Source organism: Leisingera sp. ANG49 (assembly GCF_059694505.1).
Window position 1 is genome coordinate 125425 of sequence record NZ_JCATZN010000006.1, and the last position, 25975, is coordinate 151399.

26 protein-coding genes are annotated in these 25975 nt (G+C 63.9%); 6 read left to right on the plus strand and 20 right to left on the minus strand.

The genetic code is table 11. The annotated features are described in order from the left end of the window. The first annotated feature begins 74 nt into the window (after nucleotides 1-74). Entirely contained in the window at nucleotides 75-599 is a 525-nt protein-coding gene (locus AC58NV_RS18910) for a CBS domain-containing protein (RefSeq protein WP_366662906.1), read from the plus strand. A gap of 24 nt (nucleotides 600-623) precedes the next feature. Here AC58NV_RS18910 and AC58NV_RS18915 read toward each other — a convergent pair whose 3' ends face one another. Further along, nucleotides 624-1067: a MarR family winged helix-turn-helix transcriptional regulator gene (locus tag AC58NV_RS18915; protein ID WP_497228507.1), complete on the minus strand. Its 444-nt coding sequence runs from the start codon at nucleotides 1065-1067 to the stop codon at nucleotides 624-626. A 155-nt stretch (nucleotides 1068-1222) separates the two neighbouring features. On the opposite strand from AC58NV_RS18915, the gene AC58NV_RS18920 reads away from it, so the two are divergent. Further along, nucleotides 1223-1801: a YceI family protein gene (locus tag AC58NV_RS18920; protein WP_497228508.1), complete on the plus strand. Its 579-nt coding sequence runs from the start codon at nucleotides 1223-1225 to the stop codon at nucleotides 1799-1801. Nucleotides 1802-1937: 136 nt separating this feature from the next. On the opposite strand, the gene nqrF is transcribed toward AC58NV_RS18920, so the two are convergent. The 16 genes from nqrF to AC58NV_RS19000 form a co-directional block, all read right to left on the minus strand. After that, nucleotides 1938-3161, minus strand: a complete 1224-nt coding sequence (gene nqrF / locus AC58NV_RS18925) for an NADH:ubiquinone reductase (Na(+)-transporting) subunit F (RefSeq protein WP_497228509.1) — start codon at nucleotides 3159-3161, stop codon at nucleotides 1938-1940. 16 nt (nucleotides 3162-3177) lie between these two features. Next, the gene (nqrE, locus tag AC58NV_RS18930) at nucleotides 3178-3786 is read right to left on the minus strand and encodes an NADH:ubiquinone reductase (Na(+)-transporting) subunit E (protein ID WP_019296950.1); all 609 of its coding nucleotides are present in this window, start codon (nucleotides 3784-3786) and stop codon (nucleotides 3178-3180) included. Beyond that, nucleotides 3786-4439 carry an NADH:ubiquinone reductase (Na(+)-transporting) subunit D gene (locus tag AC58NV_RS18935; protein ID WP_222505390.1) on the minus strand — a complete coding sequence of 218 codons (654 nt, stop codon included), beginning with the start codon at nucleotides 4437-4439 and terminating at the stop codon, nucleotides 3786-3788. Before AC58NV_RS18935 ends, nqrE begins: the two co-directional genes overlap by 1 nt. Then, on the minus strand, nucleotides 4439-5242 hold the full coding sequence (locus AC58NV_RS18940) for a Na(+)-translocating NADH-quinone reductase subunit C (RefSeq protein WP_497228510.1): 804 nt from the start codon (nucleotides 5240-5242) through the stop codon (nucleotides 4439-4441). Before AC58NV_RS18940 ends, AC58NV_RS18935 begins: the two co-directional genes overlap by 1 nt. Next, the gene (locus tag AC58NV_RS18945; RefSeq protein ID WP_497228511.1) at nucleotides 5235-6443 is read right to left on the minus strand and encodes an NADH:ubiquinone reductase (Na(+)-transporting) subunit B; all 1209 of its coding nucleotides are present in this window, start codon (nucleotides 6441-6443) and stop codon (nucleotides 5235-5237) included. Before AC58NV_RS18945 ends, AC58NV_RS18940 begins: the two co-directional genes overlap by 8 nt. Before the next feature lie 5 nt (nucleotides 6444-6448). Next, complete coding sequence (locus tag AC58NV_RS18950; protein WP_497228512.1) at nucleotides 6449-7792, minus strand: Na(+)-translocating NADH-quinone reductase subunit A; 1344 nt, start codon at nucleotides 7790-7792, stop codon at nucleotides 6449-6451. A 357-nt stretch (nucleotides 7793-8149) separates the two neighbouring features. Further along, nucleotides 8150-9274, minus strand: a complete 1125-nt coding sequence (locus AC58NV_RS18955) for a mandelate racemase/muconate lactonizing enzyme family protein (protein ID WP_497228513.1) — start codon at nucleotides 9272-9274, stop codon at nucleotides 8150-8152. After that, the gene (locus AC58NV_RS18960; RefSeq protein ID WP_497228514.1) at nucleotides 9271-10365 is read right to left on the minus strand and encodes an alcohol dehydrogenase family protein; all 1095 of its coding nucleotides are present in this window, start codon (nucleotides 10363-10365) and stop codon (nucleotides 9271-9273) included. Before AC58NV_RS18960 ends, AC58NV_RS18955 begins: the two co-directional genes overlap by 4 nt. A gap of 199 nt (nucleotides 10366-10564) precedes the next feature. Then, nucleotides 10565-10804, minus strand: coding sequence for a hypothetical protein (locus tag AC58NV_RS18965; RefSeq protein ID WP_497228515.1), 240 nt, complete (start codon nucleotides 10802-10804; stop codon nucleotides 10565-10567). A gap of 3 nt (nucleotides 10805-10807) precedes the next feature. Next, nucleotides 10808-12259, minus strand: a complete 1452-nt coding sequence (locus AC58NV_RS18970) for an aldehyde dehydrogenase family protein (RefSeq protein ID WP_497228516.1) — start codon at nucleotides 12257-12259, stop codon at nucleotides 10808-10810. Then, complete coding sequence (locus AC58NV_RS18975; protein WP_497228517.1) at nucleotides 12256-13410, minus strand: aromatic ring-hydroxylating oxygenase subunit alpha; 1155 nt, start codon at nucleotides 13408-13410, stop codon at nucleotides 12256-12258. Before AC58NV_RS18975 ends, AC58NV_RS18970 begins: the two co-directional genes overlap by 4 nt. 96 nt (nucleotides 13411-13506) lie before the next feature. Next, on the minus strand, nucleotides 13507-14421 hold the full coding sequence (locus AC58NV_RS18980; RefSeq protein WP_497228518.1) for a LysR substrate-binding domain-containing protein: 915 nt from the start codon (nucleotides 14419-14421) through the stop codon (nucleotides 13507-13509). Nucleotides 14422-14554: 133 nt separating this feature from the next. Then, nucleotides 14555-15505 (minus strand): GlxA family transcriptional regulator, encoded by a 951-nt coding sequence (locus AC58NV_RS18985; RefSeq protein WP_366662921.1) that lies wholly within the window; start codon nucleotides 15503-15505, stop codon nucleotides 14555-14557. A gap of 75 nt (nucleotides 15506-15580) precedes the next feature. After that, entirely contained in the window at nucleotides 15581-16570 is a 990-nt protein-coding gene (gene proX / locus AC58NV_RS18990) for a glycine betaine/L-proline ABC transporter substrate-binding protein ProX (protein WP_497228519.1), read from the minus strand. Nucleotides 16571-16609: 39 nt separating this feature from the next. Then, nucleotides 16610-17545, minus strand: a complete 936-nt coding sequence (locus AC58NV_RS18995) for an ABC transporter permease (protein ID WP_497228520.1) — start codon at nucleotides 17543-17545, stop codon at nucleotides 16610-16612. A 12-nt stretch (nucleotides 17546-17557) separates the two neighbouring features. Next, nucleotides 17558-18640 (minus strand): quaternary amine ABC transporter ATP-binding protein, encoded by a 1083-nt coding sequence (locus tag AC58NV_RS19000; RefSeq protein ID WP_497228521.1) that lies wholly within the window; start codon nucleotides 18638-18640, stop codon nucleotides 17558-17560. A gap of 160 nt (nucleotides 18641-18800) precedes the next feature. Between AC58NV_RS19000 and AC58NV_RS19005 the strand changes: the two genes are divergently transcribed. The 4 genes from AC58NV_RS19005 to AC58NV_RS19020 are packed head-to-tail and all read left to right on the plus strand — an operon-like array spanning nucleotide 18801 to nucleotide 23277. Further along, nucleotides 18801-19511, plus strand: coding sequence for a GntR family transcriptional regulator (locus AC58NV_RS19005; protein ID WP_366662925.1), 711 nt, complete (start codon nucleotides 18801-18803; stop codon nucleotides 19509-19511). Nucleotides 19512-19519: 8 nt separating this feature from the next. Continuing rightward, on the plus strand, nucleotides 19520-20437 hold the full coding sequence (locus AC58NV_RS19010; protein ID WP_497228522.1) for a dihydrodipicolinate synthase family protein: 918 nt from the start codon (nucleotides 19520-19522) through the stop codon (nucleotides 20435-20437). Between the two features lie 3 nt (nucleotides 20438-20440). Further along, entirely contained in the window at nucleotides 20441-21940 is a 1500-nt protein-coding gene (locus tag AC58NV_RS19015) for an aldehyde dehydrogenase (RefSeq protein WP_497228523.1), read from the plus strand. Beyond that, nucleotides 21937-23277, plus strand: a complete 1341-nt coding sequence (locus AC58NV_RS19020) for an NAD(P)/FAD-dependent oxidoreductase (protein ID WP_497228524.1) — start codon at nucleotides 21937-21939, stop codon at nucleotides 23275-23277. The genes AC58NV_RS19015 and AC58NV_RS19020 overlap by 4 nt, the downstream gene beginning before the upstream one ends. Before the next feature lie 98 nt (nucleotides 23278-23375). Here the strand turns inward: AC58NV_RS19020 and AC58NV_RS19025 are convergent, their stop codons facing one another. The 3 genes from AC58NV_RS19025 to AC58NV_RS19035 are packed head-to-tail and all read right to left on the minus strand — an operon-like array spanning nucleotide 23376 to nucleotide 25960. Next, a complete protein-coding gene (locus tag AC58NV_RS19025; RefSeq protein ID WP_497228525.1) occupies nucleotides 23376-24110 on the minus strand; it encodes an SDR family NAD(P)-dependent oxidoreductase in 735 nt (244 codons plus the stop codon). Further along, on the minus strand, nucleotides 24107-24841 hold the full coding sequence (locus AC58NV_RS19030; RefSeq protein ID WP_497228526.1) for an SDR family NAD(P)-dependent oxidoreductase: 735 nt from the start codon (nucleotides 24839-24841) through the stop codon (nucleotides 24107-24109). The genes AC58NV_RS19025 and AC58NV_RS19030 overlap by 4 nt, the downstream gene beginning before the upstream one ends. A gap of 15 nt (nucleotides 24842-24856) precedes the next feature. Then, nucleotides 24857-25960: a mandelate racemase/muconate lactonizing enzyme family protein gene (locus tag AC58NV_RS19035; protein WP_497228527.1), complete on the minus strand. Its 1104-nt coding sequence runs from the start codon at nucleotides 25958-25960 to the stop codon at nucleotides 24857-24859. Nucleotides 25961-25975: the final 15 nt, after the last annotated feature.

Sequence of the window (25975 nt, forward strand, 5' to 3'; positions counted from 1 at the left end):
CCCCTTCCCGGATCATATTCCGCCGCTAAGATGGGGGTATGACCTGATGCAGGATACAGGAGGAAACCCCGCGCATGGCACCGTTCTCATACCAGCCTCCCACCCGGGGCGACAAGGCCGGGCAGGAAAGCCACAGCCAGTCGGCCGAGTCGAATTTGTCGCATGAACAGTCCACTGTCGCCAAGCTGCTGGAGGCCAAGGGCGATGCGATCTTCTCGATCCGGCCGAATGATACGGTCGGCCACGCGGTGGAGGCGCTGAAGGAGAAGCGCATCGGCGCGCTGGTGGTGACCGACCAGAACGGCGCGCTGCAGGGCATCCTCTCGGAACGCGACATCGTGCGCCGCCTGGCGGAAACGCCGGGCCACACCCTGCCGCAGCTGGTCGAGGACATCATGACCCGCGAGGTGCAGACCTGCGCGCCTGACGACCTGCTGATCGATGTCGCCAAGGTGATGAACGAAGGCCGCTTCCGTCACCTGCCGGTGGAAAAGGACGGCCACCTCTGCGGCATGATCACCGTCGGCGACGTGGTGAACTTCCGGTTGAAGGAGCTGGAATACGAAGCCCTGCGCATGAAGCAGATGATCGTCGGCTGACTTAAGGTTTGCGGCAGCGGCGGATCAGGGAAATGGGCCGCCGCCCGTCTCCTGCAGGTGTTCCAGAAACGCCTGCAGGTCTCCGGCCCCGGCCAGCGCCTCCATCTTGCGCTTGATCGCGGGGCCATAGATCGCCCACATCTTCAGGCGCAGCGCCGCACCCTCAGCGGTGATGTGCAGTAATTTACCGCGCCGGTCCTGCTCAAAAACCGTTTCGCGCACCAGCCCTTGTTTGATCATCTGCGCCAGAATGCGCGACAGGTTGGACTGTTCGAACAGCAGGTTTCTGGTCAGCTCAAAGGCGCGCACTCCGCCCTCCCCCGCCATTTCGATCCCCCACAGCACATCATACCACCGAAGCGCCGGCAGACCGGCCTCCCGCAGCTCCGCTTCCATCTCACGGTGCGCCTGGCGGTGGGCCCGGTTCAAAAGGATCCAGATTTCGGTTTCCCGTTTGCTTGGTGTCATTTGCCTTCACGAGTTGGTGAGCGAACTGGCTGCCGGGCCAGTTGCCTGTGGATACACTCCAATAGATGCCATAGCATCTATACAGGGTTCAATGCATACAATGCCGCCCGAAGTTCAAAATTGCACCAAGACTGAAATCAGACAGGGATACCGTCATGATGATCAAGATTGCTCCCCTCGCAGCCGCCGCATTGCTGGCAGCCCCCGCCGCCTTGGCCGCAACCTACAAAACCGACCAGGGTCATACTGAAGTCCACTTCAGCTGGAGCCATGCAGGGGTATCTGTCCAAAGCGGCGAATTCACCCAAGTAGACGGCACCTTGGAACTCGATCCGGAAAACCCGGAAGCGGCGTCCCTGAACGTGACAATCCAAACGGACAGTCTTGCTACCGGTTTCGAACCGCTGGACGATGACCTTGCCAGTGCGAATTTCCTTGAAACAGCCACTTACCCGGAAATCACCTTTGTCAGCACCAGCGTGGAAAAAACCGGCGAAAACACGGCCAACGTCACCGGCGACCTGACCATTCACGGCACGACGCAGCCGGTTGTGCTGGAAACAACAATGACGCATTTCGGCGACCATCCGCTGGCTGGGGTTTTTGACTACTACAAGGGCGACTGGGCTGCGTTTGAGGCCACCACCACCATCGACCATCAGGCCTTTGGCGTGGGCGCGTTCTCAACCGGTCCGATCAGTATCCGGATCGTCACCGAGATGAAGGCGCAGTAAGCGCCCGCCGTCTGCTGCACAGCCGGTGCACAGGGGGTGTACGGATGGCACCCTCTACCCTGCGCCGGCCGGAAGACACAAGAAAGCCCCGGATGTTTCCATCCGGGGCTTTTGATTTTCCCCTCTGCGCTCCGGCTCAGCCGCCGAAATCGTCCAGCATGATGTCCTCGCGGTCCACGCCCAGATCCAGCAGCATGTTGATCACCGACTGGTTCATGATCGGCGGGCCGCACATGTAGAATTCGCAGTCTTCCGGCGCCGGGTGGTTCTTGAGGTATTCCTCGTACAGAACGTTGTGGATGAAGCCGGTGTAGCCTTTCCAGTCGTCCTCCGGCTGCGCGTCGGACAGGGCGACGTGCCATTCGAAGTTGTCGAACTCCTCGGCCAGCTGATCGAAGTCCTCGACAAAGAACATCTCCTTCTTCGAGCGCGCACCGTACCAGAAGCTGATCTTGCGGTTGCGGTTCTCCAGCCGTTTCAGCTGGTCGAAGATGTGGGAGCGCATCGGCGCCATGCCGGCACCGCCGCCGATGAACACCATTTCCTTCTCGGTCTCACGGGCGAAGAACTCGCCGAACGGACCGGAGATGGTGACTTCGTCGCCCGGCTTCAGGTTGAAGATGTAGGACGACATCTTGCCTGCCGGAATGTCGCTGCTGCCCGGAGGCGGCGAGGCGACGCGGACGTTCAGCATGATGATGCCCTTCTCGTCCGGGTAGTTCGCCATCGAATAGGCGCGCTCGACCGGCTCATCCACGACGGATTTGTACTGCCACAGGTTAAAGCGGTCCCAGTCCTCGCGGTATTCTTCCTGCACATCGAAATCGGTGTATGAGAGCTGGTGCGCTGGCGCCTCGATCTGGATGTAGCCGCCGGCGCGGAAATTCACGTCCTCGCCTTCGGGCAGCTCCAGAACCAGCGCCTTGATGAAGGTCGCCACGTTGTCGTTGGAGCGCACCTTGCAGCGCCACTTCTTGACGCCGAAGACCTCCTCGGGGACCTCGACTTCCATGTCCTGCTTAACCGCAACCTGGCAGGACAGGCGGTCGCCGCAGGCAGCTTCGCGCTTGGTGATGTGGCTTTCTTCGGTCGGCAGGATCGAACCGCCGCCGGAATGCACTTTCACCCGGCATTGGGCACAGGTGCCGCCGCCGCCGCAGGCGGAAGGGACGAACAGTTTCTCTGCCGCCAGCGTTTGCAGCAGCTTGCCGCCAGCCGGGACTGAGATGGTTTTTTCACCGTTGATGGTGATGTTGACGTTGCCGGACGCGACCAGGCGGGAACGGGCGGCCAGGATGATGGCCACTAGCGCCAGCACAATCAACGTGAACAGGACAACGCCGAGCGAGAAAGTTTCCATAACTTCAGACGCTCCCTTACAGTTTGACGCCGCTGAAGGACATGAAGGCCATCGCCATCAGACCCGCGGTGATAAAGGTGATGCCCAGGCCCTGCAGGCCGTCCGGCACGTCGGAATACTTCAGCTTCTCGCGCACGCCCGCCATCGCGGTGATCGCCAGCGCCCAGCCAAAGCCGGAGGAGAGGCCGTAAGTGGTTGCTTCCGCGAAGTTGTAGTCGCGTTCCACCATGAACAGCGAACCGCCCAGGATGGCGCAGTTCACCGTGATCAGCGGCAGGAACACCCCCAGCGCGTTGTAAAGCGGCGGGAAATACTTATCGAGGATCATCTCCAGGATCTGCACCATTGCCGCAATCACCCCGATATAGGAGATCAGGCCGAGGAAGGTCAGATCCACATCCGGGAAACCCGCCCAGGCCAGGGCGCCCGGCTTCAAGAGGTAGGTCAGCAGCAGGTTGTTGGTCGGCACGGTGATCGCCTGAACCAGCATCACCGAAATCCCCAGACCCAGCGCAGTGGAAATCTTCTTGGACACCGCGATGAAGGTGCACATGCCCAGGAAGAAGGAGAGCGCGAGGTTCTCGACAAAGATGGCCTTAACGGCGAGTGAAATCAGCCCTTCCATCAGTGCGCCTCCACATTCTGGATTTTATATTCACGCTCTTCGACCTGGTTCGGCTTCCAGGTGCGGAAACCCCAGATCAGCAGGCCGATCACGAAGAACGCCGAGGGCGGCAGCAGCAGCATGCCGTTCGGGACATACCAGCCGCCGTTGTTCACGGTTTCCAGGATGGTGATGCCGAACAGGGAGCCGGAGCCGAACAGTTCGCGGATGATGCCGACCAGCATCAGGATCAGGCCATAGCCCATGCCGTTGCCAAGGCCGTCGATGAAGGAGGCCACCGGCGGGTTGCTCATGGCAAACGCTTCGGCGCGGCCCATCACGATACAGTTGGTGATGATCAGGCCCACGAAGACCGATAGGGTCTTGGAGATCTCAAAGGCATAGGCCTTCAGCACCTGATCCACCAGGATCACCAGCGAGGCGATAATCACCATCTGCACGATGATCCGGATCGAGCTGGGGATCTGGTTCCGCAGGATCGAGATGAACATCGACGAGAACGCGGTCACGAAGGTCACCGCCAGGGTCATCACAAACGCCACCTGCAGAGAGGAGGTCACCGCCAGCGCCGAGCAGATGCCAAGAACCTGCAGCGTGATCGGGTTGTTGTCGACCAATGGGTCGACCAGCATGTCTTTCTTGGTCTGCGCCATCAGAGCTCTCCCGCTTTAAGGGCGGCCAGGAAGGGTGCGTAGCCCTCTTCGCCCATCCAGAATTTCACCAGGTTGTCCACGCCGACAGAGGTCAGCGTCGCACCGGCCAGCGCATCAATGTGATGCTCCGGCCCGGCCGGACCCTGCGCCTTGGCAACGCTGATCTGCAATTCGCCGCTGTCGTCATGCAGCTTCTTGCCGCTCCACAGGGACTTCCAGCGCGGGTTGTCCACCTCGGCGCCGAGACCCGGGGTTTCGCCGTGCTGATAGAACTGCAGGCCAAAGATGTCGTTGCCGTTTTCCTCAACCGCGATGAAGCCGTAGAGGGTGGACCACAGACCGTAGCCGTGGACCGGCAGGATCACCTTGTCCAGATCGCCGTTATCCTCCCGCAGCAGGTAAACGGTCTTGTAGCGCGACTGGCGGCCGATGCCCGCCGGATCGTTTTCCAGCGCGCGGCTCAGCTCCGGGTCCTGCGCGGCGGCCAGATCATCAAAGCTGGCGGCGTCGAACTGGTCGGTGAACTGGCCGGTTTCCAGGTCCAGCACCTGCGGTTCGAAGGCGGCGAACGCCTCAGCCACCTTGATGCCGGGCTCATAGAGCCCCGCCACCTGCAGAACGTTCAGCTGCTTGTCGCGTTTCTTGTTGATCTCCTGCACCGGGCGCAGGGACACCGCGGCGGTGGACACGATCATCGAAGCCACCAGGCAGACGGCAACAGCGATGAAGATGGTCTTGCCGACGGAATCCGGCGATGCGGCGAGGAAGCGGCCAATCAGGCCCTTGCTTTGGGTATCAGCCATGGCGGCGCGCCCTCCGTTTGATGTTGGCCTGCACGACGAAGTAATCGATCAGCGGTGCAAAGACGTTGCCGAACAGGATCGCCAGCATCATGCCTTCGGGGAAGGCCGGGTTCAGCACCCGGATCAGCACTACCATCACCCCGATGAGGGCACCGTAGATGTAGCGGCCCGCGTTGGTGTGGGATGCGGACACGGGTTCGGTAACCATGAACACCAGGCCAAAGGCATAGCCGCCCAGCACCAGGTGCCAGTACCACGGCATCGCAAACATCGGGTTGGTATCGGAGCCGATGAGGTTCAGCAACACTGAGAAGGCGATCATGCCCGCCAGGCAGCCGACGATCAGGCGCCAGTTGGCGATTCTGGTGAACAGCAGGAAACCCAAGCCGATGGCGCAGGCCAGCGTCGAGGTCTCGCCGAAGCTGCCCTGGATGGTGCCAAAGAACGCGTCCGACCATTCGATGCCCTTGGCGGCCAGCGCCTGCATGCCGTCGGCGGCGGTGACACCCAGCGCGGTCGCACCGGAGAAGCCGTCAACCGGTGTCCAGACAGCGTCGCCCGACATGTTGGCAGGATAGGCGAAATACAGGAACGCACGGCCCACCAGTGCCGGGTTCAGGAAGTTCTTGCCGGTGCCGCCAAAGACTTCCTTGCCGATCACCACGCCGAAGATGATGCCAAGCGCCACCTGCCACAGCGGCGTCGATGCCGGCAGGATCAGGGTGTAAAGCATCGAGGTCACAAGGAAGCCCTCGTTGACCTCGTGGCCGCGGACGGTGGCAAAGATCACCTCGAAGATACCGCCCGCAACCAGCGTCACGACGTAGATCGGCAGGAAATACAGGAAGCCGTGCGCGATATTGGCCATCGGGTTCGCCGCATCCAGCGAGATGCCGAACATCTGCAAGAGCGCAATCCGCCAGCCGGTGGCCGCGTCGGCGCCAAGCGCGGCAATTGCCGAGTTCGCCTGATAGCCGGTGTTCCACATGCCCCACAGGATGCAGGGGATGGTGGCGATCACCACATAGGTCATGATCCGCTTCATATCGACGTATGAGCGGGCATGCGGCGCCACCGAGGTGACGGTTTTCGGGGTGTAAAGGAAGGACTCCACCATCTCGTAGACGGGGAAGAGCTTTTCGTACTTGCCCCCCTTCTCGAAATGCGGCTCGATCCTGTCAAAGAAGCTGCGCAATCCCATCCGGCTCAGCCCTCCTTTTCAATCTTGGTCAGGCAGTCGCGCAGCGCCAGCCCGTATTCGTACTTGGCCGGGCAGGCAAAGCCGACGAGGCCCATGTCCTCTTCGTCGAGCTCCAGCGCACCCAGCGCCTGTGCGGTGTCGGTGTCCATCACCAGCAGCGCGCGCAGCAGCTGTGTCGGCAGGTAGTCCTGCGGCATCAGCCGCTCAAAGGTGCCGGTGGGCACCATCGCCCGGCGGCCGCCGTTGAGGTTGCTGGTGAGGGCAAACAGCTTGCGGCTGAGCGCCGAGCCCAGCACCGGCTGCACCGCGTATTTGCCGCCCATCGGACGGATCCAGCCCAGCGGGATCTGCTTGCGGTCTTCCTCGATGATCGCCACCTGGCGGGCGAAGCGGCCAAGAAAGGCCAGCGCACCAGCCGCCTGCCGGCCCGACAGGATCGAGCCGGAGATCACCCGGACCGGATCGTCCGAGGCGATTTCGCCGCGGGTCAGCTCATCGGTGGAGGCGCCCATAACGGTGCGGACCAGACGCGGCGACCGTGCAGCGGGACCGGCAATGGCAACCACGGTGGAGGGGTCCAGGTGGCCGGTCAGCAGCAGGCGGCCGATGGCGATCACGTCCTGATAGGAAACGGTCCAGACCTGATCGTCAGCGCGCACGGGGTGCAGGAAGTGGATGTGGGTCCCGGCCAGGCCCGACGGATGCGGGCCGGAGAACGCGGCGGCCTCGACACCGGCAATGCCAGTGCCCGGAATGCTGTCACCCGCTTTCTGGCACAGATAGGTGGTGCCGTCTGTCAGCACGGTCAGCGCCTTCAGGCCCGCCTCAAACGCCTCAGCCGCATCGTTGATGATCACGGCGGCGTCCGCGGCCAGCGGCTCGCTGTCCATTGCGGTCACAAAAATCGCCGCGGGCTTGGAGCCCGGCTGCGGCATCTTGGAATAGGGACGGGTGCGGAAGGATGTCCAAAGGCCAGCAGCGCAGAGCTTCTCGGTCAGGCCTTCGGCGGTATCGGCATTGCCGGTGGCAGAGAAATCCACACCGGTGTCTCCGGCGTCGGAAATCGCGATCACCACGCTCTCCAGCACCCGGCGGGCGCCGCGGTTGATTGCCACGACCTTGCCGGTCATCGGCGCCACCATCATCGCGGCCTCTGCATCCTTGTGGCAGAACAGCGGGGTGCCGCGGCGGACCTCCTCGCCTTCCTGCACCAACATGCGGGGCTTGAGGCCCACATAGTCGGGGCCCAGCACGGCCACCGAGGTGATGGCGGGGCCGTCGTGGATCACCTGCTCCGGTGCGCCTGTCACCGGCAGATCCAGCCCCTTTCTCAAGTTAAATGTCTTCATATTTGCGCTACGTCCCTCCAAGGCCGAATCCCGAGGCGGTTCTTACCCCGTTCCGGCAGCGGCGGCAAAGAAAACGCACAAAACGCCGTTTTCCGCACATCCGCACAGCCTGTCCTGATTTCCGGCGCACTCGAATCAAATTCGGCACCGATTGGCAAGGCTGTGGCCCCGCCTGTTCCCCAATTTCCTGTGCACTGCGCGCTTTTATCAGACTGTTGGCGCTCACGGCCTCCGGGAAACCGTCAAAGCGGACAGGCGGAAACGGCACCGCCGTTCCCGCAGGCGCCGCCTAGGCGGGCCAGTCTGCCTGTCAGTCTCAACAGGCCGTTGAAACTGATTCTACCAAATACTGCTTAGTCAGGCGTCCCAGACGGCCAGCGGTTCGCCCATCAGATCCCGGTCAACGGTGATGCCCAGCCCCGGCGCATCCGGAACCAGCACACCCCCGTCCTTGACCGGCGCATCGAATTCCGCCGTTTTCAGCGTCACCATATCGCGGCAGTCCAGAATGCAGCGCAAGGAGCGCTCAGGCACCGTCGCACCCAGATGGGCGATGGCGGAGAACGCGACCACAGACCCAACGGTATCCTGCACGCTGACGGTCGCGCCCGCGGCCACGCACATGTCCCGGTGCCGCCGCCCATGGGTCAGCCCGCCGGCCTTGGAGATCTTGAGGCCGATGCCGTCGGCCACATCTTCCGCCAGCATCAGGACGATGTCCTCATCCTGCTGCACCAGCTCATCCAGGATGATCGGCACGTTGCAGCGCTTGCGCAGCGACATGGTCTCGCGCCAGGTTTTGCAGGGCGCCTCCAGCACGAAGTCCAGCCCCTCCGGCAGCATCCGCAGCATGCGCAGCGCGGTTTCCGGCGTCAGCCCGCCATTGGCATCAACCAGAAAGAACTCGCCCGGCTGCCGGTCGGCCAGCGACGCACGGATGCGCGCGGCGTCCAGCGCCGGGCCGCCTTCGGCATCAAGCGCGCCGATCTTCACCGAATGGCCCAGATACCCCATCTCGCGGTGCTGCGCGACGCGGGCGCGCATGCCCTCCGGTGTTCCGGCATAGATTGAGGAGATCACCGGCAGGCGCTTGCCCGTCGAACCGCCCAGCAGCTCGCAAACCGGCATGTTCACCGACTTTCCGAACAGGTCCCAGCAGGCCAGATCAATTGCAGACTTGGCATGGTTATGGCCCAAGAGCGCCTCGTCCATCGCCTCATTGATCCGGTCCATCTGCCGAAGATCGCGGCCCAGCAGATAGGGCGCAATCTCGGCAATACCCGCCCGCGCCCCCATCGCGTGCGACGCGATATAGGTGGAGCCGAACGGCGTGCTTTCACCCCAGCCCTCGAGGCCCGTGTCAGTGGTGATGCGCACGAAGGATGCATCAAAGCTGCGGTACTCCCGCCCGCCCGACAGCATGTAGACGCCGCCGGAATAGGGCAGATCCAGCTGGTACAGCTCGATTTTCCTGATCTTCATTCGGAAACCTCCGGGATCATCAGCACCAGCTTGCCGGTGTGCTTCTTGCTCAGGAAATCCTCCTGCGCGGCGGCAATTTCATTCAGCGGATAGGTCTTGGCCACCAGCGGGCGGATTTCGCCGGCTTCGATGTAGGAGATCAGATTGGCGAACACTTCGTCCTCCTGGAAGGTGCAGCCCATCAGCGTCAGGTCCTTGAGGTAGAGCGTGCGCACGTCGATCTCGCTGATCGGCCCGGCGATGGCACCGGCGGTGGCGTAACGCCCGCCGCGCCGTAAAACGTCCAGAAATGACGGCCACTGCGGCCCGGCAACCAGATCGACCACCACGTCGGTGGAGCCTTCACCCAGTTCCTCGACCAGATCCGCGTTGCGGTCGACAACCTTGTCAGCGCCAAGTGCCAGAACCTCCTCGGCTTTGGCGGCAGAGGACAGCGCGATCACAGTAGCGCCGCGGCGTTTTGCCAATTGCACAGCGGCAGAGCCGACGCCGCCAGACGCACCGGAGATCAGCACGGTTTCTGCGCCCAGGCCAACGCGGTGCAGCATGTTTTCCGCCGTGGAATAGGCGCAGGGGATCGAGGCCAGCTCGGCATCGGACCAGTCGCAGCTCACCGAATGGGTTTCGCGCGCAGGGGCCACCGCAAACTGGGCGAAGCCGCCATCGCATTCGCTGCCGAAAGTCCAGCATTCATAGGGCCGGTAGTCGACATAGGTCCGCAGCATGTTGCGGACCAGCACCCGCTCGCCGATGCGGGAGGCATCGACGCCCTCCCCCACTGACGCGATATGCCCGCAGGCATCCGCGCCTTGAATGCGGGGGAACTCCAGCGGCTTGCCGGACCAGCTGGCGTCATCGTCGTTCACACTGTCAAAGCCGCTGGCGCCGCCCGCATTGGTGTCGGCGTCGACCGCCTTTGAGTACCAGCCGATGCGGGTATTGATATCGGTGTTGTTGATGCCCGCCGCCGCAACGCGGATCAGCACCTCACCCGATCCGGGCTGCGGCACCGGCACATCGGTGCGGTATTCCAGTTTGTCGATGCCGCCGTGGCCGGTCAGCAGGACCGCCGCCATTTTGCTGGGGATCATGAGTCTTTCTCCCTCCAAGCATGCTGCCCGCAAACGGATTCCGGTTTTGGGCTCCCTGAACATGCGAAATCAAAAATTCTGGCACATGCCGCGTGAACGGTAGCGAACGCGGCATGTGCCGGTAATCAGATTGGCCGGCCCTCCCCTGCCGGCCAAAACAGACCATTGCCCCCGCGGGGACAACAGCCTGAAACTTGTGTCAGAGCTCCAGCGGATGCGCCCGGCCCCGCTCTGCCAGACGGCGGTTCAGCTCTTTCGCTTCCGGCAGCCCGGCCTCCAGCGCAAATACGAATGCGTGGGTCAGGTAGAAGCAGGCGGCATCAATACTGCCCGCCTCTTCGGCCATGTCACCGGCCAGCGTGTAAAGCCGGACCAGCTCTGCGCTGTCCTTGTCCTCATGCGCCTTAAGGAGCGCCCGGTCGAGATCTGCACGCTCCATTCCTCAGCCCTTCAGCGAGATCGCGATGTTCTTGGTGCGCACGTAGTTATAGAGCGCCTCCAGTCCCTTTTCGCGGCCAAAGCCGGATTTGCCGACCCCGCCGAACGGGGTGGAGATGCCGCCCGCGAACCATTCGTTCACAAACACCTGCCCGGCGCGCAGACGGTTCGCCACCCGGTGCGCCCGCGCCAGATCGCGGGTGAAGACGCCCGCGACCAGCCCGAACTCGGTGCCGTTTGCCATTGCGATTGCCTCGACTTCCGTGTCAAACGGCGTGAAGCAGGTGACGGGGCCAAAGATCTCCTCCTGAGCCACGCGGGCCGCCGGGTCCACATCCGCGAGGATGGTCGGCGCCATGAAGTAGCCTTCCCGCTCCAGCCGGGCACCGCCGGATGCCGCGCGGGCGCCGCTTTGGCGGGCAGTGGCGGTCAGGGTTTCGATGCCATCCAGCTGCCGGGCAGAGATCACCGGGGTCAGGCCAGGGTTTTCCAGCCCGTGCCCGACGCTGAGGCCGTTTGCCAGCGCAGCGGCGCGTTCGACCGCCTCGTCATAAATCGAGCGGTGCACCAGCACCCGCGACATGGCCGAGCAGACCTGGCCGGCGTTGTAGAAGATGCCGCTTTGCAGGGAGGACATCAGCGTGTCCAGATTGGCATCCTCAAAGGCCACAGCAGCGGATTTGCCGCCCAGCTCCATCAGCGCAGGTGTCACCGGGTTGGCGGCGGCGCGCAGGATGGCCTGGCCGGTCGGCACCGAGCCAGTGAAGACGATCTGATCCACGGCGGAGCTTTCGACCAGCCGTGCGCCCAGTTCAGAGCCGATACCGTTCAGGATCGAGACCGTCCCCGCGGGGACCTCGGCGCGTTCCAGCGCCACGCCCAGCATCGCCAGCGCCATCGGGTCCAGCTCTGGCGACTTGATGATCACCGAGTTGCCCGCCGCCATCGCAGGGGCCAAGGAGCGTGCGGCGATCGACACCGGGAAGTTCCACGGCACGATCTGGGCAGAAACCCCGTAGGGCTCATAGACCGTGTAATCGGCGTAGTCGGGGCCGAGCGGGATCGACTTGCCTTCGATCTTGTCGGCCATGCCGCCGTAGTATTCGAAATACTGCGCGGCCTCCTCAAACTCGTCATGCGCGGCGCTGAGGCTCTTGCCGCTTTCGAGGCACAGAAGTTCAGCACCCTCGTCGGCAATGCCCCGGATCTCTGCCGCGATGCGCTGCATCAGCTGGCCGCGCTTGGCGGGTTTCATCGCGGCTAGGTCGCCACGCTCGAAACTCGCCCGCGCCGCGTCCAGCGCTTTGGCGAGGGTTTTCTCGCCCGCCAGCGCACAGTCGGCCACATGGCTGCCGTTGCCCGGATCCTCGACCGCCATGCGCGCACCGCCGTCGCCTTCGACCCAGGCACCGGCCAGGAAATTCCTGGCCAGCCCGTCTTTCAGGAGAGAACTCATGCCTCGCGGCCTTTGGTCACCTGATCTGCCACCCAGGCGTGGAAATTGTGGGTCGGCCCGTCCATCGCAGGCGAGAAACGGCCGCCGTCAAACAGCTCGCCGTGGCGGCCCTTCTGCATGCCCTCGACGACAAACACGTCTTCCTCGAACACGGTCTTCCACAGTTTGGCGTTCTCGGTGCGCAGGTCTTCCAGCTCCGGGGTCTCTTCCGGGGATTTGGAATAGTAGAGCTCGATATGCTCAACAGTGTTTTCGGTGTCGACCGGCTCCAGGATGATCGCAAAGGCATGATCGCGCTGCACGCCCAGCAGGACGTTGGGATAGACGGCGGTGTATTCGCCGCCCTCATCCCACTTGCTACTGAGCCCCTCGAAGTCCGGGAACAGCTCGCCGTTTGCGCCCTTCAGCTGGCGGTAGACCAGGGTTCCCTGGCCGGAATACTTGCCCGGCACTTCGATGTTGTAGTGGTCTTCCAGCCGGGAATAGCTGTTCAGGCCCGGATGCACCCACGGCAGGTGGTAGCTTTCGCAGTAGTTCTCTACCGCCAGCTTCCAGTTGGTTTTCACCTCCAGCTTGAAGCCGGAGCCTTCGCCGCCGTGATGCACCGGGGTGTTGAATTCCTTCCAACGTTCCAGCAGGCCGGCGTGGGCCTCCTCGAACTCCGGCGCGGTGCCGTCGACGTTCACGAACACCACGTCGCGCCAGACATAGGAGCGGATGCGCACCAGGCCCAGCTCATCCAGCTTGATGTCTTCATGCTTGTTGTTGCCGGGGCCGCCGACGTGCGGGGTGGAGACCAGGCGGCCGTCCAGGCCATAGCACCAGCTGTGATAAGCGCAGCGGATGGCGCCGCGAATCTTGCCGGCCTTCTCGACCAGGATCATGCCGCGGTGGCGGCAGGTGTTCTGAAAGACGCCGATCTCGCCGTCCTTGTCGCGCACGATCAGCAGCGGCATGCCCAGGAAATCCACCGGCTTGGCATAGCCCGGCTCCGGCACGTCCTTGCCAAAACCGATGCCCGACCAGTTCTTGAACAGAACCGAGCGTTTTTCTTCGGCAAAGACGGCGGGGTCGATGTAATGGGCGTTCGGCAGGCCGTTGGCCACGTTGACCGGAGCCATCACCGGGGCAAGCGTGTCATGCTTGTTCATCTGGGGTCTCTCCAAGGCAGAAAAAAGATGTGCGTGTTTTGCGCCATTGAAAGGAGAGAGGGGATTCACTCAATATCAGGAATTTTCGCGTTGGGATTAGCTGGATTCACCCGAGCTTCGATTGACCTCGTCAATCACCCAATTGCGAAGCAAACGGGCGGATTCCGACAGATCCGCATCCGGCCGGCCCACCAGGTGAAACCCGTGCGGCGCCGCCAGCACATGCGGACCGATCGGCACCAGCTGGCCTGTTGTCAGCAACGGATTCAGCAGCCGCTGCCAGCCCAGAGCCAGCCCTGCCCCGTCCTGCGCCGCCTGCAGCGCCACCGAATAGTTGTTCACCCGCACGCCGGGCGCAATGGGGCCGTCATAGCCCAGCTGCTGGAACCAGTCGGTCCAGGTGGTCCAGCTCCTGTCGTCGGACTCAAGATGCAACAGCCGCTGCTGGGCCAATTCCTCCAAGGGGCAGCCGGTGAGTTTCTCCGCCAGATCCGCATTGCCGACCGGCACCAGGTGGTCGCGGTACAGCTCTGTCTGCTCCAGACGGGTATCCCGCTCGCGCCCGTAACGGATGTAGAAATCCACATCCGGCATGCTGCGCAGCGGCCGGTCGTTGACGATCTGGTTGACGTTCACATCCGGGTGCTGCCGCCAGAAGCGCACCACCGAGGGCGACAGCCAAAGCGAGGCAACCGCGGAGGTGGAGCCGATGGTCACGGTGTCGCCGGTCTGGCGGTCGCGAATGGTCTTGAGGCTGAGGGAAATCTTGGAGAACGAGGACGCCAGGGTTTCAAACAGCGCCTCTCCTTCCTCCGTCAGCTCCACGCCGCGGTGCTTGCGCTGGAACAGCGGCGCCTGCAGCTCCGCCTCCAGCGCCTTCACCTGATGGCTGACGGCGCCGGGGGTCACGGACAATTCCTGCGCCGCGTTCTTGAAGCTCAGGTGCCGGGCCGCGGCCTCGAACGCGGCCAGGGTGGTGAGCGGCGGCAGGTTGTAGTAGCGGCGGGACATCTGCGGCTCCTGGCTGGCGGCTCGGATGAGCGATTCTCATTTCAATATGGGAAATGCGCCTTTGATGGCCAGAGCGAAATTTTCAGGTATCCGCCGTCTGCTCGGCCGGAATCCGCACCAGTTTCCGGCTGCCTCAATCAATCCGGCCGCGCTGCAGCATCGGGGTCACGTTGAAGGCCGCCTTGTAGACCCGCGAAAAATGGCCGGGGCTGTCAAAGCCGCAGGACAGCGCCACGTCTGTCACCGAAGCCTCGGTCTGGATCAGCAGATTGCGGGCGCGCTCCAGCCGCATCTCCATCGAATATTTCTTGGGTGAGGTGTTGAGGTATTTGCCGAACAGCCGCTCCAACTGGCGGGTGGAGATGCCGATTTCCTCGGCGATCACCGAGGGCGACACCGGGTCGCTGATATGGTCGTGCATCATCTGGATGGCGCGGGCCAGGTGGGCGTTGCGCATACCGTTGCGCGATTGCAGCGACACGCGCTGCTCTGCGGTGGCGTTGCGCACCGCGTTATAGACCATCTGGTCGGCCACCGCGACGGCCAGATCATAGCCGTGCTCGCGCTCGATCAGGTGCAGCATCAGGTCCGCCGTGGCGGTGCCGCCGGAGGCGGTCACATGCTTTTCATCCGCCACAAACACGCTGCGCACCAGGTTCACCTCCGGAAACGCCTCCATGAAGCTGTCGTGGTACTCCCAGTGGATCGCCGCCTGCATGCCATTGAGAAACCCGGCCTCTGCCAGCACCCAGGCGCCGGAGCACAGCGCGCCGACGGAAATCCCCCGCGCCTTCTCCCGGCGCAGCGCCGCCAACAGCGGCTTGGTCACGTGGTTGCGCATATGGATACCCGACAGGGCAAACAGCCGGTCGCATTTCGGGATCGCGTCAAACCCGTAGTGCACCAGCGTCACCGAGCCGTTGGAGCAGGTCGCGGTCTCGCCGTTCTCCGATCCGAACGACCAGTCATAGAGATCCTTGCCGCTGACGAGATTGGCGATCCGCAGCGGTTCCACCGCGCAGGAAAACGCCAGATGTGAGAACTCCTCCACCAGGAGAAAGGCAAAATGCTGTGTCTTGGTCATGGCTTGCCCTCAAAATGGATTGGGCTGCGCGAGGGGTTTGCCCCGCGCAGCCCGGTGGCACGGGTATTGCTGCTATTATTCCGCCGCCGCGCGGGCCGCGTCCAGCCAGCTGTCGTATGTTTCGCGGTTTGCCTCGATCCAGGCATCGACATGGCGGTCGATATCGTCCGAGCTGTCCTCGCCGTCGGCGATCAGCTTGTTCTGGGCCGAGATGTCGTTGATGTCGATCTTGGCAAGTTCGAACAGCTTGGCCGCAGCCGGGTTGGCGGTCAGGAACTCATCCGTGGCAACAATCCGGATGCTGTCGACCGCAAAGCCCAGGTCCTTGCCGTTAAAAGTAGTGTCGGCGGTGGCGCCATCAGGCAGCGACGAGTAGGGCACCGCCAGGAACTCCACGTCTTTGCCCGGCACCAGCGCGCCGGAGACCCAGTAAGGCGTCCAGGTGTAGTAGAGCACGTTTTCGCCGGCCGCGTTGCGGGCGATGGTGTCGGCGATGATGGCGTTATAGGCGCCCTGGTTGTGGTTCACGGTGTCGCGCAGACCGAACTCGGACAGCTGATGCTCGATCACCCGCTCGCAGCCCCATCCCGGCACGCAGCCGGCCAGATCCGCCTTGCCGTCGCCATCGGCGTCGAACAGCTTGGCGTTTTCCGGGTCGGTCAGGTCGCCCAGGTTCTGAATACCCGCGTCATAGGCGGATTTGTTGATCAGATAGCCCTGCAGCGCGCCCTCGATCAGGGTGCCGACCTTTTGAAGAACCGCGTCGCCGCCGGATTCCTCGAAGAAGGTGTGGTGCAGGGTGTTCCAATGCACCGCGGTGAAATCGGCATCGCCGGTTCCCAGCGCCAGGTGCACGGTCTGCGCCTCGACTTCCTGCGGCTCGGCGACCTCATAGCCCAGATCCTCCAGCGCGCGGAACAGGATGCGGTGCTGGAAGAACTCCTCCAGATAGGACTGGATCACCGGGCGGACGGTGACGCCTTCGCCGGGTTTTTCGCTGGCAAACGCAGTGCCCGCCAGCATGGTAGAGGCTGCCAGCGCAGCCAGAGCGGTTTTCCTGAACATAAGTAAGTCCTCCCTTGGGTGTTCAGATGAAAGAGAAAGTCAGTTTTTCCCGGCCAGGCGCATCACCGCGCCAACGGGGCCGCCCTGCCACCAGTGGCGGTGGCCGCGGTCACGGCCCGACTGGCCCATGCCCTGGGTGATGCGGTCCAGCACGATGGCCAGGATCACGATGCCGAGGCCGCCGACCAGCGCCTTGCCCGCATCGAGCCGGCCCATGGCGCGCAGCACCTCGTTGCCCAGCCCCTTGACCGAGATCATCGAGGCGATCACCACCATCGACAGCGACAGCATGATGGTCTGGTTGACCCCGGCCAGGATGGTTGGCGTGGCCAGCGGCAGCTCGACCTTGAACAGGATCTGGCGCGGGCTGGCGCCAAAGGCGCGCGCGGCCTCCACCACAGAGGCATTGACGCCGCGGATGCCCAAGCTGGTGAGGCGGATCAGCGGCGGCAGCGCAAAGATGATCGTCACGATCACGCCCGACACATTGCCGATGCCGATCAGCATGACCACGGGCACCAGGTACACAAAAGCCGGGATCGTCTGCATGGTGTCCAGCACCGGCCGCATCGCCGCCTCGAACCGGTCGTTCTTGCCAGCCAGCACCCCCAGCGGCAGGCCGATGATGAAGCACAGGATCACCGCCGAGACCACAATCGCCAGGGTGGTCATCGCCAGCCCCCAGGCGTTGGGCGACAGGAAGCCGAGCGCAAACATCGAAACGCCGACCAGGATCGCCACCCGGCGGCCCGCTGCCTGCCAGGCGATCAGGATCAGGATCGCCAGCATCACCAGCGGCGGCACCGCATTCAGCGCGGTGTCGATGCCGACGATCATCTCGTTGAAGAACTTCTTCACCGGCTGGATCAGCGCGCGGTTGGCAATCGCCCACTGCTTGACCCCGTCCGCCGATTCCGCGAGCCCCAGATCAACCGCGGAAAACGGGTCGAGGATGCTGTAGGTGTTCTCTGCCATGGTCTTGCCTCCTCAGTGCTTCAGGCTGGCCGCGTCGTCGGCATGGCCCTGGATGCCGCGCAGCAGGGCGTTCTTGGTGACAATGCCGATGGGCCTGCCGTCGGCCTTGACCACCACCGGGTGCTGGGTGGCGATGGACAGGTTGACCAGATCGTCGAGCGAATGATCGGGATGCGCCTCCGGCCAGCTGCCCAGGTCGATCGGCCCCTGCCGCTGCTCGAAGGAAGCGACCGGCTCCATGATCTTGCCCGCGGAAATCAGCTCCAGCTTGGAAATGCCCGCGACGAAATCGGCGACATAGTCGTCCGCCGGGTTGGTCACGATGTCCTCAGGCGAGCCGACCTGCACCAGGGCGCCGTCCTTCATGATGGCGATGCGGTCGCCGATGCGGATCGCCTCGTCCAGGTCGTGGGTGATGAACAGGGTGGTCTTCTTCATCTTCGCCGACAGCGACATGAACTTGTCCTGCAGCTGGCGGCGGATCAGCGGGTCGAGCGCCGAGAAGGGTTCATCCATCAGCAGGATCGAAGGATCGGCGGCAATGGCGCGGGCGAGGCCTACCCGCTGCTGCATCCCGCCCGACAACTCGTCCGGGTATTTCTGGTCCCAGCCGTTGAGGTCGACCGCGTCGATGGCGCGCATCGCGTTCTCGCGGCGTTCGCGCGCATCATGGCCGCGCACCTCCTGGCTGAAGGAAACGTTCTCCAGCACTGTGCGGTGCGGCATCAGCGCCATGTTCTGGAACACCATGCCGATTTTCTCGGCGCGCACCTCGCGCAGATCCTTCGCGGACAGCTGGTTCACGTCCTGGCCTTCGATGAACAGCTGGCCTGAGGTCGGTTCGATCAGCCGGTTCACATGGCGAATCAAGGTCGATTTGCCAGAGCCGGACAGCCCCATGATGCAGAAGATCTCACCCCGTCCGACGGTAAAGGTCGCATCCTGAACCCCCACCACACAGTCGAACTGGTCGCGGACCTCAAGCTTGCCAAGCCCCTGTTCCTGAACGGCTTTCATCGCCTCATCCGCGCGGCGGCCAAAGATCTTCCACAGATTGCGGCAGTCGATCACGGCTTCGTCAGGTTGCGTCGTCACCCGGTTCCCTCCTCCGAAAACATTTCGTGCATACTGCATATTTTTTCTCTGTACACAAATTGTATTTTCTTCTAACACAAAATGAGCAATCAGGTTGCACAGGCCTGTGCCGCCGGGCCATCCTGCCCGCACAGGTTCAGATGCAACGATGGAGACTGAGATGAAGGACGCGTCCAAAAACAGGAAAGCAGCGCTTTATGGCCACCTGAAAGCGGCCATCATGACGCTTGCCCTGCGGCCGGGCGCCGATCTCGACGAATCGAAGCTGTCGGAGGAGTTCGAGCTGTCCCGCACCCCGCTGCGGGAGGTGCTGCGCCAGCTGGCCGGCGAGGGCTATGTCGATCTGCGGGAAAACCGCGGTGCGCGGGTCAGCGAGATGTCGCATATGACTTTGCGCGATTTCTTCCTGGCGGCGCCGATGATCTATGGCGCGGTGCTGCAGCTGGCGGCCAAGAACGCCACCGAAACCCAGATCGCGGAGCTGAAAGCGGCGCAGGAGGACTTCAAGGCGGCGCTGCGCTCCGGCTCCGGCGCCGACCGGGCGATGGCCAACAACCGCTTTCACGAGATCACCGGCGAGATGGCCGACAACATCTATCTCGCCCCCTCCTTTCAGCGTCTGCTGATCGACCATGCCCGCATCGGCATGACCTTCTACCGCCCCCAGGACCGCCAGATGGCGGAAAACCTGGGCGAGGCCAGCGCCCAGCACGACGCCATCATCGCCGCCATCGAGGCCGGTGACGAGGCGGCGGCAGGCCAGCTGGCGATCGACCATTGGAACCTGTCGCGCGACCAGATCGAGCTGTTCGTCATGCCCGCCGGGCTTGACGTGCCGCTGGGGACGGTGGCGCGCAAAACCCCTGCATGAGGACCCAGATGACCCCAATTTTCCGGTTTGAGGGGATATATACCCCCATCGTGACGCCCCATTTCGAGGACGGCAGCGTCAATTGGGACGCGCTGGCCGATGTCATCGAATACCTGATTGACGCCGGCGTTCACGGGCTGATCTCCGGCGGCTCCACCGGCGAGAACTATGCCCAGACTGTGGAAGAGCGCATCGCCCTGGCCCGCTTCACCCATGAACGGCTGAAGGGCCGCCTGCCGCTGGTGGTGGGCACCGGTGCCATGCTGACCAGCGACTCCATTGCGCTGGCCGAGGGCGCCAGGGACATTGGGGCCGACAGCATCCTGCTGGCCTCGCCCCCCTACTCGGTCCCGACCGACCGCGAAAACGCGCTGAATGCGCTGGCGATCGACAAGGCCGCCGACCTGCCGGTGATGCTCTACAACTACCCGCACCGCACCGGCACCATGATGGGCGAGGAGTTCCTCGACCGCGTTGGGCGCTCCCGCAATTTCTGCGGCATCAAGGAAAGCTCCGGCGACATCAACCGGGTGCACCTGCTGGCGCGGGATTATCCGCATATCCAGCTGGGCTGCGGCATGGACGACCAGGCGCTGGAATTCTTTGCCTGGGGCGCGCCCTTCTGGGTCTGCGGCGGCTCGAACTTCCTGCCGAAGGAGCACGTCGCGCTCTATAATGCCTGCGTGATCGAGGGCAACTTTGCCAAGGGCCGCCGCATCATGTCGGCGATGATGCCCTTGATGCGCGTCCTGGAGCAGGGCGGCAAGTTCATCCAGACCATCAAACACGGCGTCACCATGAACGGTATCGAAGCCGGTGCCATGCGGGCGCCGCTGAAGGGGCTGAACAAGGACGACAAACGCGCGCTGGAACAGGTCGTGCGGGTGCTGAAACAGAAAATCGCAGATATCGAGGCGGAGGGCTGATCCATGTCGCTGCTTACTCAGGACGAATACAAATCCATCGCCGCCAATTTGGACCTGCCCACGGGCGCGTTCATCGACGGCAAATTCTGCCCGGCCGCGTCCGGCAAGACGTTCGAGACCTTGAACCCGGCCACCGGCGAGAAGCTGGCCGATATCGCGGCCTGCGGCGCTGCGGACGTTGATGTCGCAGTCGAAAAAGCCCGCGAGGCCTTCGACGACGGCCGCTGGTCCCGCCTGCACCCCTCCGAGCGCAAGGACGTGCTGATCCGGCTCTGCAAGCTGATGACCCGCAACGCCCATGAACTGGCGGTGATGGAAAGCCTCGACAGCGGCAAGACCATCTATGACTGCGAGACCGTGGACGTGCCGGAGACCATCCACTGCCTGAAATGGCACGCTGAGGCGATCGACAAGATCTATGACCAGGTGTCGCCGGCGTCAGACGATCACATCGCCATGGTGGTGCGCGAACCCATCGGTGTGGTCGGCCTAGTGCTGCCCTGGAACTTCCCGCTGCTGATGCTCGCATGGAAAATCGGCCCGGCGCTGGCCGCAGGCTGCTCCGTGGTGGTGAAACCGGCGGCGGAAACCACCCTCACCGCGCTGCGCGTTGCGGAACTGGCAATGGAAGCTGGCCTGCCCCGCGGTGTGCTGAATATCGTGCCCGGCGGCGGCGCCGAGGTGGGCGAGCCCATCGGCCGCCACATGGATATCGACATGGTCTCCTTCACCGGCTCCACTGTGACCGGCAAGCGCTTCCTGACCTATTCGGCGGAAAGCAACGCCAAGGAAGTGGTGCTGGAGATGGGCGGCAAGAACCCCGCCATCGTCATGGACGACGCCGAGAACCTGGACCGTGTGGCCTCCTACGTGGTGAACGGCGCCTTCTGGAACATGGGCGAGAACTGCTCCGCCTCCTCCCGCCTGATCGTGCACAAGGATGTCAAGGCAGAGCTGCTGGAGCGCATCGCGCATCACGCCAAGGCTTGGAATGTCGGCGATCCGCTGGACCCGGAAACCCGCATGGGCGCGCTGGTCAGCAAGGCGCATTTCGACAAGGTCTGCGGCTATCTGGAACAGGCCGAAAGCGTGGTGCTGGGCGGCAAGGCGCATGACGGCGCATTTGTCGAGGCCACCGTCGTCGAGGTGCCGGGCAATGACGCAGTGCTGGCGCGCGAGGAAATCTTCGGTCCTGTTCTGTCGGTCATCGAGGTCACCGGCTTTGACGAGGCGATTCGCATCGCCAATGACACCCAGTACGGCCTCTGCGCTTCGATCTTCACCGCAAACGCCAAGCGCGCGATCCGCGGCGCCCGCGCCATCCGCGCAGGAACAGTGACGGTGAACAGCTTCGGCGAGGGCGATATCACCACGCCCTTCGGCGGCTACAAGCAGTCCGGTTTCGGCGGCCGCGACAACTCGGTTCACGCCCACGACCAGTACACCCAGCTGAAAACCATCTGGATCGACCTGGCCGACGACGCAGACGAGGCCGTGGATTGACCGCCTACACTGCCAAACGCTTGCCCCGGCAGACCGGCGCGGCGGGATGGAATGCCATCCTGCCGCCGCAGGCCCCGCTGCCGGTGCTGGACCACGACCTGACCGCCGATGTGACCATCATCGGCGGCGGATTTGCGGGCCTGTCCGCCGCCCGCCGCCTGCACCAGCTGGACCCCTCGCTGAAGGTGGCCCTGCTGGAGGCCGGCCGATTTGCGGAAAGCTCTGCGGGCCGCAATTCCGGGTTCATGATCGACCTGCCGCATGATCTGGCCTCCGACAACTACGCAGGCTCCGGGCTGGAGGCTGACAAGGCCGCGATTGCCTTCAACCGCAAGGCCATAGATTTCGCCAAGGATGTGGCCGGGGACTGCGCCCTGCCCCAGGAGATGTTCGACCCCGCAGGCAAGATCAACGCCGCCGCCACCAAGGCCGGCGACCGGCACAACCGCGACTTCGCCGCCCATCTGGAGCGGCTGGGCGAACCGCATCAGCTGCTCGGCCGGCAGGAAATGCAGGAGCGCACCGGCAGCCCGCACTACACCTCCGGTCTCTATGCGCCGGGCACGGTGATGATCCAGCCCGCCGCCTATATCCGCGCCTTGTCGGCGCATCTGGCCGGGCAGATCGGCGTTTTCGAAAACTCCCCTGCCACCGGGTTCGAGAAACAGGGTAACGGCTGGGTTGTCAGCACCCCAAAGGGCCGCATCAGCACCGGCAGCGTCATCCTGGCCAACAACGGCCATCTGGAAAGCTTCGGCTTCTACCAGCGCCGCCTGATGCACATCTGTCTCTATGCCTCGATGACCGAGCGGCTGACGCCGGAGCAGATCAAACGCCTGGGCGGAGAGCCGCGCTGGTCGGTCACCCCCGCAGACCCGATGGGCACCTCCGTGCGGCGGATCTCCGGCTCCTACGGTGACCGGATCCTGGTCCGGACCTGTTCCAGCTTCCACCCGGCAATCGAGACCAGCGATATGCGCCTGCGCAACGCCGGCTGGGTGCATGACCGCAAGTTCAAGGAGCGGTTTCCGCATCTGGCCGATGTGCGGATGGAACACCGCTGGGCCGGCATGCTCTGCCTCAGCCGCAACGGATCTGCGGCTTTCGGGGAGCTGGACCAAGGTGTTTATTCCGCCTGCTGCCAGAACGGCCTCGGCATTGCCCGCGGCACTTTGCAGGGTATGGGCATTGCCGAATTGGTTCTACAGGGCGGATCCGAGATCGCCAGCCATTTCCTGGCCCAGCCGATGCCGCCCAAACTGCCGCCGGAACCCTTTGCCTCGCTGGGCGCCAATACCTACCTGATGTGGAAGGAATGGCGGTCCGGCAAGGAGTAACGGGTAAAGGGGGCGCTGCCCCCGCCGCCTGCGGCGGCTCCCCCGGAGTATTTTACCAAGGTGAACGGGGGAGCTTCGAGGTCCAGCTCCCCTCTTTTCTAAGGCAAACTCAGCTTGGCCATCCGCCCGCCATCGGCAGTATAGACCTGGCCGGTGATAAACCCGGCATCCTCTGACGCCAGGAAGGCCACCAGCGCCGCCACCTCCTCCGGCTTGCCGGTGCGTGCAACCGGGTGGATGCGCCCGATATCGCGGCGGAAGCCGTCCGGGTCAGGCATCGCTTCGATGAAGTCCAGGTTCAGCTCGGTGTCGATCCAGCCGGGCGCCACCGCGTTGCAGCGGATGCCCTCGTGCCCGTGATCCACCGCCACCGCACGGGTGAGGCCATGCAGACCGGCCTTGGAGGCGCAATAGGCGGCGTGGCCGGGATTGCTGCCCAACCCCTCGATAGACCCTGTGTTGACGATGCTGCCGCGGGACCTGCGCAATTGCGGCAGCGCCGCCTGAATCATCAGGAACGGCGCGGTCAGGTTCACGGTCAGGTTGCGCTGCCAGTCGGCGAGGCTCATCTCCTCGACGCCCGCTTCCTGCATCATGCCGGCATTGTTGACCAGCACGTCGAGGCCCCCTGCCCGGCTGACCGCTTCTGCCACCGCCTGTGCGGGGCTGTCCGGGTCGGTGAAATCCGCCGCTATCGCTTCAAACTCCGCATCCGCACCGCGCTGCGCGGTGAACACCCGCGCGCCCTCGTCACGCAGACGGCGGGCTATCGCCTGACCGATGCCGCTGCGGCCGCCTGTGACCAGCGCTACCTTGCCCTCAAACCGCATCATGACACCGGTTTCCCGCCGTTCACCTCCACCAGCGCACCGCACATGTAGCGGGAGGCGTCAGAGGCCAGGAACATCACCACGTCGGCGATGTCCTCCGGCTCGGCGATGCGGCCGAGCGGCACGGTTTTACCCAGTTCCGCCACCGCGCTGTCCGGGTCAAAGCCGCGCTTTTCGAACCCGGTGCGCAGCATCGGGGTGTTCACCTCATTCGGGCAGACCGCGTTGATGCGGATGCCCTGATGCGCGTGATCCATCCCCATGCACTGCGTCAGCGAGGCAACCGCCGCCTTAGTCATGCAGTAAAGCGCATGGTTCGGCCCCGGGTTCCTGCCGCCCCAACAGGACGAGGTGTTGACGATGGCACCGCCTCCCGAGCGCGCCATGATCGGGATCGCGGCGCGGCAGATGCGGAAGGGCGCCTCCACGTTCACCCCAATCGACAGGTGCCAGTCGGCGTCCGAGGTCTCGGTCACCGGGCCGCGGGTGATGACACCGGCGTTGTTGATGACGATGTCCAGCCCGCCAAGTGCCAGCTGCGCGGCCTGCGGCAGCGCGTTGGCATAGTCCGGTTCCAGCAGATCGCCCGGCAGATGCGCCTCCGCCTCGATCGCGCTGGTGTCGCGGTCGGCCACGGCGACCCGGGCGCCCGCCGCCCGAAGACGCTCAACGATGGTGGCGCCAATGCCGCCCGCGGCGCCGGTGATCAGCGCGCATTTTCCCTGAAATTCCATGGTGTTCTCTCTCCCTTAGAACGAGGCCGCCGGGGCACCGAACAGAGTCTCATCCGGCGTGACGCCCAGACCCGGCCTTTGCGGCACGCTAATGTGGCCGCCCTCGATGCGGATGCCGTTCTCGGCGTCGTAGTTGCCTTCGATATACGGCGCAGCCAGCCAGACGCCCTCCAGCAGGCCCGGTTTCACCGTAGCGCCGATGTGGGTGCAGGCGGCAGCGATGATGTCGCCGCCCCAGCTGTCATCGCAGGTGTGCGGCAGGTTGCGGGCCTCGCAGATGTCGCGGAAGGCGCGCATCGGATGCAGCCCGCCGATGCGGGTGACCTTCATGCCGAAGCCATCCACCAGCCCGGTGCCGGCCGCGGTAATCACCGTGTTCAGGCTGGTGCTGTTTTCATCCATGTACAGGCCGTGGCTGATCTGCGGACGGATTTTCTGCAGGTCTTCCAGCGTGTTGCAGGGCTGCTCCATGATGAAGGGGATCTGGGGGCATTCGCGGCTCACGCGCAGGGCGTCCCGCGTGGTCCAGCCGCGGTTCCCATCGACGGCCAGCCGCATCCCCGAACCGCCGATCTTTTCCCACACCTTGCGGATAGTCTCGATATCCAGCTCCACCGGGCGGCCACCGACCTTGATCTGTAGGCGGGGATAGCCCTCCGCCAGCTTCTCGGCGGCCAGCCGGGCGATGTCGTCCGGGGCGCCGACGCCGGTGGCGTAATATGACGGCACCCGGTCCGTCGCCGCGCCGCCCAGCAGGGTTGAAACGCTGACGCCCAGATGCTTGCCCAGCAGGTCATGCGCGGCGATGTCGATGGCCGCCTTGGCGTAGTTGTGGCCGTTCAGCAGCCCGTCCATCCGCCGGTGCAGGGTCACCGGTGCCACCTCGGCCCCGATCAGCCCTTCAGCCATCGCAATCAGCGCCGCGCGGGCACCGCCTGCGTGGGCCTCGGCGTAGGTCGGCCCTACCGGACAGGTCTCGCCCCAGCCGGTCTGGCCGTTGTCGGCCACCAGTTTCACCAGTGTCGTGTCCAGCGCCCAGACCTCGGCATTGGCCATTGTATAGGGGCCGTTCTTCACCGGCAGATCATGCTGGTAGATGTGGATTTCCGCGATTTTCATGTTTTACACCCTGTC

Excerpts from the sequence above, each read along its gene's own strand:
- AC58NV_RS18910 (WP_366662906.1), top strand. The coding sequence starts at position 75 with ATGGCACCGTTCTCATACCAGCCTCCCACCCGGGGCGACAAGGCCGGG.
- AC58NV_RS18915 (WP_497228507.1), bottom strand. The coding sequence starts at position 1,067 with ATGACACCAAGCAAACGGGAAACCGAAATCTGGATCCTTTTGAACCGG.
- AC58NV_RS18920 (WP_497228508.1), top strand. The coding sequence starts at position 1,223 with ATGATGATCAAGATTGCTCCCCTCGCAGCCGCCGCATTGCTGGCAGCC.
- nqrF (WP_497228509.1), bottom strand. The coding sequence starts at position 3,161 with ATGGAAACTTTCTCGCTCGGCGTTGTCCTGTTCACGTTGATTGTGCTG.
- nqrE (WP_019296950.1), bottom strand. The coding sequence starts at position 3,786 with ATGGAAGGGCTGATTTCACTCGCCGTTAAGGCCATCTTTGTCGAGAAC.
- AC58NV_RS18935 (WP_222505390.1), bottom strand. The coding sequence starts at position 4,439 with ATGGCGCAGACCAAGAAAGACATGCTGGTCGACCCATTGGTCGACAAC.
- AC58NV_RS18940 (WP_497228510.1), bottom strand. The coding sequence starts at position 5,242 with ATGGCTGATACCCAAAGCAAGGGCCTGATTGGCCGCTTCCTCGCCGCA.
- AC58NV_RS18945 (WP_497228511.1), bottom strand. The coding sequence starts at position 6,443 with ATGGGATTGCGCAGCTTCTTTGACAGGATCGAGCCGCATTTCGAGAAG.
- AC58NV_RS18950 (WP_497228512.1), bottom strand. The coding sequence starts at position 7,792 with ATGAAGACATTTAACTTGAGAAAGGGGCTGGATCTGCCGGTGACAGGC.
- AC58NV_RS18955 (WP_497228513.1), bottom strand. The coding sequence starts at position 9,274 with ATGAAGATCAGGAAAATCGAGCTGTACCAGCTGGATCTGCCCTATTCC.
- AC58NV_RS18960 (WP_497228514.1), bottom strand. The coding sequence starts at position 10,365 with ATGATCCCCAGCAAAATGGCGGCGGTCCTGCTGACCGGCCACGGCGGC.
- AC58NV_RS18965 (WP_497228515.1), bottom strand. The coding sequence starts at position 10,804 with ATGGAGCGTGCAGATCTCGACCGGGCGCTCCTTAAGGCGCATGAGGAC.
- AC58NV_RS18970 (WP_497228516.1), bottom strand. The coding sequence starts at position 12,259 with ATGAGTTCTCTCCTGAAAGACGGGCTGGCCAGGAATTTCCTGGCCGGT.
- AC58NV_RS18975 (WP_497228517.1), bottom strand. The coding sequence starts at position 13,410 with ATGAACAAGCATGACACGCTTGCCCCGGTGATGGCTCCGGTCAACGTG.
- AC58NV_RS18980 (WP_497228518.1), bottom strand. The coding sequence starts at position 14,421 with ATGTCCCGCCGCTACTACAACCTGCCGCCGCTCACCACCCTGGCCGCG.
- AC58NV_RS18985 (WP_366662921.1), bottom strand. The coding sequence starts at position 15,505 with ATGACCAAGACACAGCATTTTGCCTTTCTCCTGGTGGAGGAGTTCTCA.
- proX (WP_497228519.1), bottom strand. The coding sequence starts at position 16,570 with ATGTTCAGGAAAACCGCTCTGGCTGCGCTGGCAGCCTCTACCATGCTG.
- AC58NV_RS18995 (WP_497228520.1), bottom strand. The coding sequence starts at position 17,545 with ATGGCAGAGAACACCTACAGCATCCTCGACCCGTTTTCCGCGGTTGAT.
- AC58NV_RS19005 (WP_366662925.1), top strand. The coding sequence starts at position 18,801 with ATGAAGGACGCGTCCAAAAACAGGAAAGCAGCGCTTTATGGCCACCTG.
- AC58NV_RS19010 (WP_497228522.1), top strand. The coding sequence starts at position 19,520 with ATGACCCCAATTTTCCGGTTTGAGGGGATATATACCCCCATCGTGACG.
- AC58NV_RS19015 (WP_497228523.1), top strand. The coding sequence starts at position 20,441 with ATGTCGCTGCTTACTCAGGACGAATACAAATCCATCGCCGCCAATTTG.
- AC58NV_RS19025 (WP_497228525.1), bottom strand. The coding sequence starts at position 24,110 with ATGATGCGGTTTGAGGGCAAGGTAGCGCTGGTCACAGGCGGCCGCAGC.
- AC58NV_RS19030 (WP_497228526.1), bottom strand. The coding sequence starts at position 24,841 with ATGGAATTTCAGGGAAAATGCGCGCTGATCACCGGCGCCGCGGGCGGC.
- AC58NV_RS19035 (WP_497228527.1), bottom strand. The coding sequence starts at position 25,960 with ATGAAAATCGCGGAAATCCACATCTACCAGCATGATCTGCCGGTGAAG.